The 11,664-nt window shown below is 68.7% G+C and carries 9 protein-coding genes and 1 other RNA gene; 7 read left to right on the forward strand and 3 right to left on the reverse strand.

Annotated elements, in window-relative coordinates; translation table 11 throughout:
• From ACXJKR_RS12975 to ACXJKR_RS13000, 6 genes are all read left to right on the forward strand, one after another.
• Positions 1-2,250: DUF3418 domain-containing protein (locus tag ACXJKR_RS12975; RefSeq protein ID WP_457323183.1), on the forward strand; the 2,250-nt coding region annotated here is incomplete at its 5' end.
• 286 nt (positions 2,251-2,536) lie between these two features.
• Positions 2,537-4,312 (forward strand): HDOD domain-containing protein, encoded by a 1,776-nt coding sequence (locus ACXJKR_RS12980; protein WP_457323184.1) that lies wholly within the window; start codon positions 2,537-2,539, stop codon positions 4,310-4,312.
• Positions 4,313-4,321: 9 nt separating this feature from the next.
• Positions 4,322-6,718, forward strand: a complete 2,397-nt coding sequence (locus ACXJKR_RS12985; protein WP_457323185.1) for a protein kinase domain-containing protein — start codon at positions 4,322-4,324, stop codon at positions 6,716-6,718.
• A 192-nt stretch (positions 6,719-6,910) separates the two neighbouring features.
• On the forward strand, positions 6,911-7,279 hold the full coding sequence (locus ACXJKR_RS12990; RefSeq protein ID WP_457323186.1) for a DUF4398 domain-containing protein: 369 nt from the start codon (positions 6,911-6,913) through the stop codon (positions 7,277-7,279).
• 18 nt (positions 7,280-7,297) lie between these two features.
• A complete protein-coding gene (locus ACXJKR_RS12995) occupies positions 7,298-8,224 on the forward strand; it encodes an OmpA family protein (RefSeq protein ID WP_056198040.1) in 927 nt (308 codons plus the stop codon).
• Positions 8,225-8,273: 49 nt separating this feature from the next.
• On the forward strand, positions 8,274-8,702 hold the full coding sequence (locus ACXJKR_RS13000; protein WP_056198038.1) for a hypothetical protein: 429 nt from the start codon (positions 8,274-8,276) through the stop codon (positions 8,700-8,702).
• Positions 8,703-8,740: 38 nt separating this feature from the next.
• On the opposite strand, the gene ffs is transcribed toward ACXJKR_RS13000, so the two are convergent.
• The 3 genes from ffs to ACXJKR_RS13015 form a co-directional block, all read right to left on the reverse strand.
• Positions 8,741-8,838, reverse strand: an RNA gene (gene ffs, locus ACXJKR_RS13005) — signal recognition particle sRNA small type.
• Between the two features lie 10 nt (positions 8,839-8,848).
• Complete coding sequence (locus tag ACXJKR_RS13010) at positions 8,849-9,235, reverse strand: SirB2 family protein (protein ID WP_162247797.1); 387 nt, start codon at positions 9,233-9,235, stop codon at positions 8,849-8,851.
• A 159-nt stretch (positions 9,236-9,394) separates the two neighbouring features.
• Complete coding sequence (locus ACXJKR_RS13015; RefSeq protein ID WP_457323187.1) at positions 9,395-10,507, reverse strand: AIR synthase-related protein; 1,113 nt, start codon at positions 10,505-10,507, stop codon at positions 9,395-9,397.
• A 41-nt stretch (positions 10,508-10,548) separates the two neighbouring features.
• Between ACXJKR_RS13015 and dnaX the strand changes: the two genes are divergently transcribed.
• Positions 10,549-11,664 (forward strand): DNA polymerase III subunit gamma/tau (gene dnaX / locus ACXJKR_RS13020; RefSeq protein ID WP_457323188.1); only part of this gene is annotated, 1,116 nt, incomplete at its 3' end.

Raw genomic sequence — 11,664 nt, forward strand, 5'->3', positions numbered from 1 at the left:
CAGCTGCTGCGCGAGAACTTCATCTCGCCGCGCCGCGTGCGCGAGTGGCGCGACGTCTACTCGCAGCTCCACACCGTCATTGCCGAGCACGGCTGGCGGCTGAACCAGAGCCCCGCCACCTACGAGCAGCTGCACCTGTCCATGCTGGCCGGGCTGCTCGGCAACATCGGCCAGAAAAGCGACGACGAGGACTGGTATCTCGGCGCGCGCGGCATCAAGTTCTACCGCCACCCTGGCGCCCACCTGAGCAAGAAGCCGGGCCGCTGGATCGTGGCCGCCGAGCTGGTCGACACCTCGCGCCTGTACGGCCGCGGCATCRCCAACATCGAGCCACAGTGGCTGCCGCCCATCGCTGGCCACCTGATCAAGACCCAGCTGCTGGAGCCGCACTGGGAAAAGAAGGCCGCCGAGGTCGTGGCGCTGGAGCGGGCGACGCTGTACGGCATCGTGCTGTACAGCAACAAGCGCGTGAACTTTGGCCGTGTGGACCCCAAGGCCGCGCGGGAAATCTTCATCCGCGAGGGCCTTGTCAACGACGACCTGCCGGATGAGCTGGTGCGGCAACTGCCCTTCCTGGCCCACAACCGCCGCCAGATCGCCAAGGTCGAAGCGCTGGAGCACAAGTCACGCCGCCAGGACGTGCTGGTGGACGACGAGCTGATCTACGCCTTCTACGATGACAAGCTGCCGGCGAACGTGTTCTCCGGCGCGACGCTGCTGAAGTGGTGGCGCGAGGCCAGCAAGAGCGACGACAAGCTGCTGCAGCTCAGCCAGGACGAGCTGATGCGCCACGAGGCCGCAGGCGTCACGAGCGAGGCCTTCCCCAAGGTCATCCGCCTGGGCGGCGTGGACTGCGCGGCGACCTATCTGCACCAGCCCGGCGACGCCCGCGACGGCCTGACGGTGACCSTGCCCATCTTTGCGCTCAACCAGGTCAGCGAGGAACGCGCCGAATGGCTGGTGCCGGGCATGCTGGCGCAAAAGGTGACGGCGCTGCTGAAGAGCCTGCACCAGAAACCGCGGGCGCGGCTGACGCCGCTGCCGGATTTCGTCGCCGAGTTCATCGAGCTGCAGCCGTTCTGCCAGGGTGGACTGGTGGACACGCTGCTCAGGGCCGTGAAGGACCGCAGCCAGATCGCCGTGCAGCGCAACGACTTCAAGCTGGAGCAATTGGCACCCCACCTGTTCATGAACTTCCGCGTCGTCGACGAGCATGGCCGCCAGCTCGGTCAGGGCCGCCAACTGGCGGCGCTAAAGGCGGAGCTGGGCGGGCAGGCGAGGTCGGCCTTCCAGGCGCTGGCGGCATTGAAGCTACCCGCCGCGGAACCTGCTCCGAAGCCGCAACCCGAACGCGGCATCCGCGCCGAGATCGTCAAGCCCGCGGCACCCGTGCGCGATGCCGCTCAGGCCTATACGGACTGGACTTTCGGCGAGCTGCCCGAGCTGCTTGAAGTCCGCAAGGGTGGCCAGACGCTGATTGGCTTCCCGGCGCTGATCGACAAGGGCGCCCACGTCGAGATCGAGGTCTTCGACGAACCCGAGGTCGCTGCCGCGAAGCACCGCGCCGGCCTGCGCCGGCTGATCGCACTGCAGCTCAAGGAACCTTTGAAGTTCCTGGAAAAGAACATTCCCGACCTGCAACGCATGTCCGTGCTCTACATGGGCCTGGGTACGGCCGAGGACCTGCGTGACCAGATCATCGGCGTGGCCCTGGACCGCGCCTTCCTGGCCGACCCTCTGCCGACCGATCCGATCAGCTTCAAGAAGCGCATTGAAGAAGGCCGCAGCCGCCTGAATCTCATTGCGCAGGAAGTGGCCCGCGCTGCGCATGCCGTGCTGCAGGAGCTGGCCAATGCGAGTCGCAAACTGAAAGACTCTCGGCCAGCCAAGGATGTCGGCGATGACATCACTGCGCAGTTGCAGCGCCTGGTGCCCAAGCGCTTTGCGCTGGACACGCCCTGGGCCCAGCTGCAGCACCTGCCGCGCTACCTGAAGGCCATCACCGCGCGCTTGGACAAGCTGCGCGCCGACCCGGACCGCGACGCCAAACTGATGAGCGAGGTCAAGCCGCTGGAGCAGCGCTACACGCGCCGCATGGCAGAGCTGAAGGGTGTTCGCGACGCGAGGCTCGACGACTTCCGCTGGCAACTGGAGGAACTGCGGGTCAGCCTGTTCGCGCAGGAACTGCGCACGCCGCAGCCCGTCAGCGTGAAGAGGCTGGACAAGGTTTGGTCTCAGCTGACAGGCTGAGATCGAACCTTGCGGCGCAGACTCACTTGCCGCAGGCAAGTTATGTCRCAGCCACAAAGTCTGGAGTCAGCTCACAGCCTGAAGCCGGATTGCGGCGACGGCCTACGCATCAGGCGCAATGCCGGTGTAAAACGGACACGATCCGGGCCAAGATGTGAGCTGATGCACGCAAGACCTGGACTGCCAGGGAATTCCGTCGCATTTCGACGCTTGCCTGCAAGCTGGACCCTCCTGGCCTGGAGTCCAATGCAGGAACACCATCTGTTACACCCCGCCCACGTCTGCCGTGCCTGATTCCAGTTCCAGCCCCGCCGCCCCACCGCCGAAGAGCTTTGGCCGCTTTGAGCTGCGCGCGTTGCTGTCCAAGAGCGCCCGCAGCCTGATCTGGGGCGTCTTCGACCCCCGCCATGGCCAGGAGCTGATGCTCTGCATGCCGCGTGACAAGCCCAACAGCGCGGCCGCGCTGGAGCATTGGCTGCGCATGGCCCAAGGTGCCGAGCGGGTGCAGCACCCCAACCTGGCACGTCCGTTCGAGATCGGCCAGATCGAGAACTGGCCTTATGTGGCCTACGACCGCGCCCTGGGCGAGACGCTGGACGAGCGCCTGGCGCGCCAGAACGCGCCCCTGCCCATCGACGCGGCCGGCTGGATTGCCCAGTTGCTCGAAGGCCTGGCCTTCGCCCATGAGGCCGGCCACGCCCACCGCGACATCCAGACCGCCAGCCTCGTCATCGACGCCGGCGACAAGGTGCGCCTCATTGGCCTGGAAGTCGCGCAGGAGGTCTTCCCGGCCACGGTGGATTTCAACGCCGTGACGCGCCGTGCGGTGCGCGAGTCGGCCGAGGAGGACGTGCTCTGTGTCGGTCTGCTGCTCAACCGCATCCTCAGCGGCAAGCCCGTGCTGGAGGAGAACGACCTGCAGCACGTCGTGCAGCAGATGCAGCCCCTCGGGCGTGAAATGGTGCGCCTGGGCTGGGAGACGCCTCACCCCATCGCCGACCCGCTGCGCGCCATCTGCAACCGGGCGACCGAGCGCCAGCTGCGCCAGCGCTACCACCTTGCGCGCAGCTTCTGGCGTGCACTGGACGGCTGGCGCACGTCGGCGGCGCACGACAGCGGCGGCCCCGTCGCATTGCTGATGGACAAGCTGCAGCGCATCGGCCACCTGCCGACGACGATGACCGGCTTGCACCGCTTCACGGGCGGTTCAGGCCTGGAGTCTCAGCATGCCAGTGCGCTGTCCGAATTCGTGCTGAAGGACATGGCCCTGAGCCTGGAGCTGGTGCGCCGCGTGAACAACGCGCTCAGGCAGAGCGGCCACCACGGCGAAACGGTGCTGAACATGCAGCGCGCCATCCAGATGCTGGGCCTGGACGGCGTGCAGCTCGCGGCCAACGCGCTCAAGCCCTGGCCGGGGCCGCTGGCGCCGATGGCTGCCGAGATGCTGCGCCAGCTGATGGCTCGCGTCACCAAGGCTGCCCAGGTCGCGCAGGCGCTGCGCCCGGCGGGCTATGACGGCGAGGTCGTGCACCTGATCACGGTCATGCAGAACCTGGGCCGCCTGCTGCTGCAATACCACTTCCCGGATGACGCCCAGCAGATCCGCCAGCTGATGGTGCCGCCCGAGCCCACCGAAGAGCAGCCCAACCCGCCCGCGATGAGCGAGCAGGCGGCGGCCTACGCCGTGCTGGGCTGCGACCTGGACGCCATGGGCGCCGCGGTGGCGCGGCACTGGGGCCTGGGTGACGAGTTGCTGCAGATGATCCGCCGCCAGCCGCTGGACGGCGCCGTGCATCCGGCGCGCAGCGATGCCGATGCCATCCGCCTGACCTGCAGCTTTGCCAACGAACTGATCGACGCCCTCGGCCTGCCCGAGGCGCGCCGCCGCCCGGCGCTGGAAGCCGCGACGCGGCGCTATGCCAAGGCGCTGGGTGTCGGCCTGCGCGAGGTCATGGAAGCCTTGAACCCGGGCGCGCACAAGCCGCCTGCGACCRCGCCGGCCGACGATGGCGCGCCGTCGTCCTCGCTGCGCGAACGTCTGTCCGCCCGCGGCGGCTCCTGAGCTGGATTCATGGCCGACGACGACCTGCCCCCCCAACTCGGTCGCTTCCGTCTGCTGCAGCGCCTGGGCGAGGGCGCGCAGGCCACGGTCTGGCTGGCCCACGACCCGTTGCTGGACCGCGAGGTCGCCGTCAAGCTGCTGAAGGCCCAGTTTGCCGATTCCAGCGAGCCCGGCACCCTCGACGAGTGGCTGCACGAGGCCCGCGCCGTCAGCCGGCTGACCCACCCGAACATCGTGCCGGTCTTCGAGGCCGACGCCCAGGGTGGGCGTTCCTATCTCGTCTTCGAATACGTGTCCGGCGGCACGCTCAGCCAGCGCCTGCGCGCCGGCCCCCGCCCGACGGCGGCCGAGGCCGTCACCCTCATGCTGGGCATCCTGGACGGCCTCACCGCAGCGCACGCCGCCGGCCTCGTGCACCGCGACCTCAAGCCCAGCAACATCCTGCTCGACGCTCGCGGGCGGCCGCGCGTGATGGACTTCGGCATCGCGGCGCGGGTTTCGACCGACACCAACGCACCATCACGCATCGTCGGTACGCCGGGCTATATCTCACCCGAGGCCGCGCGCGGTGCGCCGCCGCATCCGCAGATGGACGTGTTCGCTGCGGCCATCATGCTGGCCGAGATGCTGAGCGGCCAGCGCCTCAACCACGACCCCGATCCCTGGCGCACCATCCAGCGCGTGCAGACCACCGACCTCATGCTGCCCTCGGGCCTGGACAGCAGCGTGGATGACGCCTTGCGCGCCATCGTTCAGCGCGGCCTGGCGCGCGAGCCATCGGCGCGCTGGCCGAGTGCGGCCCTGCTGCGCGACGCACTGGCCGCCTGGCTGCGCCCTGTCGCCGAGCCCGACGCCGAGGCCCAGGACGCGCCGGTGCTGGACTTTCTGCTGCGCCGCATGCGCCACAAGAGCGATTTCCCGGCGCTGTCCGACGCCATTCAACGCATCCAGCGCCTGACRCAGTCCGAGAACGAAAGCCTGGCCAGCCTGTCCAACGAGATCCTGAAGGACGTGGCGCTGACGCAGAAGCTGCTGCGCCTGGTCAACACGGCCCAGTACCGGCACGCCGGTGGTGGCGGCATCAGCACGGTGTCGCGCGCGGTGGCCCTGATCGGCTTTGCCGGCATCCGCAACCTGGCGCTGAGCCTGGTGCTGCTGGAGCGCATGGAGAACAAGGGCCACGCCAAGCGGCTGCGCGAGGACTATCTGCGCTCGCTGATGGCGGCGTCGCTGGCGCGCGAACTCTGCCCCAACCCGCGTGAGGCCGAGGAGGCCTTTCTCGGCGCGATGTTCCATCACCTCGGCCGCTCGCTGACCGAGTTCTATTTCCCCGAGGAGGCCGACGCCGTGCGCCGCCTCGTCAGCCCGACTGAGGACGGCCAGCCCGCCATCAGCGAGGCCGCCGCGTCGGCTCAGGTGCTGGGCATGAGCTACGAGGCCCTGGGCCTGGGTGTGGCCCGGCAATGGGGCCTGCCCGACAGCCTGCAGCGCGCCATGCGCCGCCCGGTGGGCGAGGCGCCGCAGCGCCTGCTGGAAGACGGTACCGAGCGCCAGCGCTGRCTGGCCCGCGCCAGCAACGACATGGCCGACCTGATCCTGAACACGCCGCCCGAGCAGGCGCACGCCAAGCTGCGTGCCATGGCCCAGCGCCACTCGCGTGCGCTGGGGCTTAGCGCCGAGACCTTCGAGAAGGCCGCCGACACCGCGCGCCAGCATCTCGCGCAGATGACCGAGGCGCTGGAGCTGCACCTGCCCAAGGATTCGCGTGCGCAGCGCCTGCTGGCGCCGCTGACACCGTCAGCGCATGACTCGCTGACCGCGCACGAACTCGCGCCCACCCAGGTGCTGGAGCGCACCCAGGACCAGCGCGCGGTTTCGCCCGCCGATCAGGCCACGCAGTTGTTGGCCGCCGGCGTGCAGGACATCACCGACGCCATGGTCGAGCAGTTCCAGCTCAATGCCGTGCTGCGCATGATCCTGGAGACCATCTATCGCGCGCTGGGCTTCCGACGTGTCCTGTTCTGCCTGCGCGATGCGCGCGGCCAGGCCCTCACCGGGCGGCTCGGTGTGGGCGCCGATGTGGAGCGCCTTGCGCCGCTGCTGCGCATCGACCTGACGGCYCAGCCGCTGGACCTGTTCGCCGCCGTCTGCCTGAAGGGCGCCGACACGCTGATCCAGGATGCGCGTGCCGCCAACATCGCCCCGCGGCTGCCGAGCTGGTTCCGTGGCGAACTGCAGGCGCAGAGCTTCCTGCTGCTGCCGCTCATGCTGAAGGGTTCGCCCCTGGGGCTCATCTACGCCGACCACGCTCTGGCCGGCGCCGTGCAACTGGGCGAGAAGGAACTCTCCCTGCTGCGCACCCTGCGCAACCAGGCCGTGATGGCCTTCCGCCAAGCCACTGGCTGAGGCGCGTGCGGCCCTAACGCCGCTGTAGGGCAAATCCCACACCGCTTGAGGCCCCACGCTGACCGGTGCCGCACCGGCCCTCCGACTGGGGCCAGGCCCTCCGTCGCGAATACTCGTTAGGCATCCTGAGAGAACCCGAACCGGCGGGTGGCGATGCTCGAACGCCGGGTATGTCAAACAACAGGAGTTCGTATGAATCACCATTCGATGAATGGCCGAGGGGCCGCGTTGGCGGTGCTTGCCGCTGCTGCCCTGGCCGCATGTGCCACGACGGGCGACGCCCCGAAGGAGCAGATGGCGGTGGCCAATTCCGCTGTCGACCAGGCCAGCGGCAATGCCGCCGAAGCACCCGCGGAGCTGTCCACGGCCCGCGACAAGTTGGCCCGTGCCAACGTCGCCATGGCCCGCAAGGACTATGTGGCGGCCCGCCATCTGGCCGATGAAGCCGCGGCCGATGCGGCCCTGGCCCAGGCGACTGCCCGCACCGCCCGCTCCAGCCGCGCGCTGGCAGAGGTGCGCGAAAGCATCCAGCAGTTGCGGGCGCAGCTGAACCGTTCCTGATTCATTGAAAGGATTGCCATGACTTCCCCTACCCGATTTGTTTCGACACTGACCGCCCTGGCCGCTGCAACCGCCCTGTTCGCGGGCTGTGCCAGCGCCCCCACCGTCACGCCCGCCCTGCAACAGGCTCGCTCCAATGTGCGCAGCGCCGAGGCTGACCCGGCCGTGCTGAAGTACGCCTCGCTGGACGCCAAGAAGGCCGCTGATTCGCTGCGCCGAGCCGAAGAGCTGAGTGCCAAGCGCGAGTCGCCCGCTGACATCGACTCCGCGGCCTATGTCGCATCGACCCAGGCGCGCACGGCGATGGCCATCGGCCGCGCTGCCACGGAAGAAGAGGCCATCAAGTCCGCCGAGGCCGACCGCGAACGCGCCCGCGCCGACGCCAATGCCAACCGCGCCAACGTTGCCCAGAACCAGGCCGCCAACGCTCAGATCGCAGCCGCCAATGCCAATGCCGACGCCAACGCCGCTCGCCAGCAGGCGGCCGCCGCCAACGTGGACGCCGCCCAGGCCCAGGCCCAGGCTGCCGCACTCGCGCAGGAGCTGGCCGATCTGCAGGCCCGCCAGACCGACCGCGGCATGCTGGTCACGCTGGGCGACGTGCTGTTCGAATTCGGTCGCGCCGAGATCAAGCCTGCCGCGCAGACGTCCATCGCCAAGCTGGCCCACTACCTGACCCAGCATCCCGACCGCCGCGTGCTGATCGAGGGCTTCACCGACAGCGTCGGCAGCGACTCGGCCAACCTGACGCTGTCGCAGCGCCGCTCGCAGGCCGTGGCCGAAGCGCTGCGCGCCCAGGGTGTCGACCCGACCCGTGTCGCGACCCGCGGCTATGGCGAGGCCTACCCGGTGGCCAGCAACTCAAGCACGTCCGACCGCGCAATGAACCGCCGCGTCGAGGTTTACATCTCTAACGATAACCAGCCGGTCCGCGCGCGTGGCTGATCGCCACATTGCGCCACATCGCTGTCATCACGCATCACAGGAGATTGAGATGACCCAGTACCACAGCTCACGATGTCGCCTGGCCACCGCCTGGCTGGCCGCCGGCCTCATGGCCATTGGCGGCATCGCCCAGGCAGCGCCCCGGGCCAAGAACGTCGACCCTCAGCGCCTGCAGTACGAGCGCGAACGGGCCAACTGCATGACCGGCCAGACCAACCAGCCGCGTGACGTCTGCCTGCGCGAGGCCGGCGCGGCCTATGCCCAGGCGCGCCAGGGCAAGCTGATCTCGCCAGGCGACCGTCCTGAGCAGTGGGCGGCGAATGCGCTCAAACGCTGCCAGGCTCAGCCCACCATGGAAGATCGCGAGATGTGCGAACGCCGCGTGCGCGAAGGCCAGGTTGTGGGCAGCGTGGAGGCCGGCGGCCAGATGACGACGCTGACCGTGCGGACCGTCGAAACCCCAAAAAATCCGGGTTGATCGCCGGGTTGATCGGAACGCAATGAAGACTGGGGGAGGGTGACGAGCCTTACCCCCGGCACTGGTTGCAACGCTTAGGGCTGCTTGGTTCCCCACCTGACCCGGTTGGGCGCGCTTCCATGCGGGGAGGCCCGTCGAGCGAGATTCTAACCGGGGAGAAATTGCCGGTTGATCGAAAGGTCCATCGCGAGGGTCAGCAGGGCCAGTGCGGTGAGATAGCCCAACAGATGCAGGCGCGCCTGGCTCATGGCCCAGTGGCCGCAGATCATGTAGCCCACGAGCGCGATGAGCTTCGCGCCCAGCCACCAGTCGCGGATGGGGTGGTAGCCGATGGAACCCCACAGGCTCAGGCCCGTGACGACGAGGCAGGCATTCACGCCGAAGACGAGCACCAGCAGGCGGGCGTCCTTGGCAAAACCCTGCAGCTGTGGGCTGCCGAACTGGACCAGCAGGCCGCGCACGAAGAACAGGCCCACGCTGCACCAAGCCAGCAGCACATGCCACTGGATCATCTGCGTGTAATACCAACTCATGGAGCCCCTCGCCCGGTCTCGCCGCGCTGAACGCGGGCGACCCCGGTCGGTCCCCCGAGGGGACGGCGATGCTTGCGGCATCGAGCCGCAAGCACATCGCCATGGCGGGCCGGCTCGGGAGCGGCCCAGCGCTCGGCCCGTGGAGCGTCACACCACATATCAGCGCAGGTGTAGGTCGTCTTCGCTGAAGCGGATGTCCAGCGGCTCGATCAGCAGTTGCTTCTCGCCCGCTTCCACCGTGCCGGCCACCCAGGCCTCAATGCCGCAGTCGCGCGCCACCTGCGCAGTGCGCTCGGCGTCCTCGGCCTTGACGAAGATGGCAAAGCCCGCGCCCATGTTCAGCGTCGAATAGGCCTCGCGGTCGTCCTGGCCGGCTTGCTTCTGGATGAAGTCCAGCACCGCCGTCTTGGGCGGCACGGTGTGGATGCGGTAGGTCAGCTGGCTCGGGTGGCGCAGCAGCTYGCGCCAACCGTGGCCGGTGATGTTGGCGCAGTAGTGCGGCGCGATGCCGGCCTTCCACAGCGCTTCGGTGACGGGCGAATACAGGGCCGTCGGCGCCAGCAGGGCCTCGCCGTAGCTGACGCCCGGCTCGATCTCGGTCAGATAGCCCTGGGGCAGGCGCTCGGCCAGCTTGCGCGCCAGGCTCAGGCCATTGGCATGGATGCCGCTGGAGGCCAGCAGCACGATGGCATCGCCGGCGCCCAGCTTGTCGCCGACCGACAGGCGCTCCTTGGGGTTGATGAGGCCGGTGCAGGAGGCGGCCAGGTCGATGCGGCCGTCCTCGACGATGCCGGCCAGGGCCGGCGTCTCGCCGCCACCCCAGGCGACCTGGCAGGTGTCGCAGGCGGCCTTCCAGCCGGCCACCAGGGCCTGGGCGCGCTGGGCGTCGCCGAACCAGTCGCTGCCGCCGGCGGCCCAGTAGGCCTGCACGACCAGCGGCGTGGCGCCGACGGTGATCAGGTCGTTGACGGCCATCGCGATGGTGTCCTGGGCGATGCCGGCGAAGAAGCTCTTGCCCGTCAGCTTGGCCATCTCGTCGGCCACCAGGGTCTTGGTGCCCAGGCATTCGACGATGGAGGCCAAATAGAAGGGCCCCACGTCGACGACATAGGCCGACTCGCCACGCGAGGCCTTGACCTCGGTGAAGCCATGGCCGGCCAGGTGGGAGGCCGTGGCGGCGGCGGCGCGCTGGGCTGTGATCTTCAGCGGGTCGATCAGGTCGTAGTTGACGCCGGCCTGGTCGTAGGTGAGGGGTGCTGCGGGGGAGGTCATCCCGCAATTATCGACGGAGGGCCACTCATAGAATGACCGTCATGAGTTATCAGGTCCTGGCCCGCAAATACCGTCCGCAGAGTTTCGAGCAGCTCGTCGGGCAGGAGCACGTCGTGCAGGCCCTCGCCAATGCCTTGACGCAGGGGCGCCTGCACCACGCCTATCTGTTCACCGGCACCCGCGGCGTCGGCAAGACGACGGTGTCGCGCATCCTCGCCAAGAGCCTCAATTGCACCGGGCCGGACGGCACAGGCGGCATCACGGCCCAGCCCTGCGGCGTCTGCCATGCCTGCCGGGATATCGATTCGGGTCGCTTCGTCGACTACGTCGAGCTGGACGCGGCCTCCAACCGCGGTGTCGAAGAGATCTCGCAACTGCTCGACCAGGCCGTCTACAAGCCGGTCGTCGGGCGCTTCAAGGTCTACATGATCGACGAAGTGCACATGCTCTCGAACACTGCCTTCAACGCGATGCTGAAGACGCTGGAGGAGCCGCCCGACTACTTGAAGTTCGTGCTGGCGACGACCGATCCGCAGAAGGTGCCGGTCACCGTGCTGTCGCGCTGCCTGCAGTTCAACCTGCGGCCGATGGCGGCGGCGGACGTGCAGATGCACCTGGGCAATGTGCTGGGCGCGGAGAACGTACCGGCCGAACCGGGCGCGCTGCGCCTGCTGTCGCGTGCGGCTCGCGGCTCGATGCGCGACGGGCTGTCGTTGACCGACCAGGCCATCGCTTTCGGCGCGGGGTCGCTCACTGAAGCTGGCGTGCGCCAGATGCTGGGCAGCGTCGACCGCGGCCATATCGTGGCCATCGTGGATGCGCTGGCTGCGGCGAGCGGTGAGGCCGTCGTGGCCCAGGCCGATGCGCTGCGTGGCGCGGGCCTGTCGGCCGCCGGCACGCTGGAGGACCTGGCCACGCTGCTGCAGCAGATGGCCCTGGCCCAGGCCGCGCCGATGGCGCTGGACGATGCCGACACCGAGACCGCCGAGATCCGCCGCCTGGCTGCTGCCTTGCCGGCCGACGAGATCCAGCTGATGTACAGCATGGCCCTGCATGGCYGCGCCGAGCTGCATCTGGCGCCAGACGAATATGCGGGTCTGTTGATGGTGCTGCTGCGCATGCTGGCCTTCCGGCCGGCCGRCACGAGCCCCAAGCCC

Source organism: Roseateles sp. P5_E11, assembly GCF_054049355.1.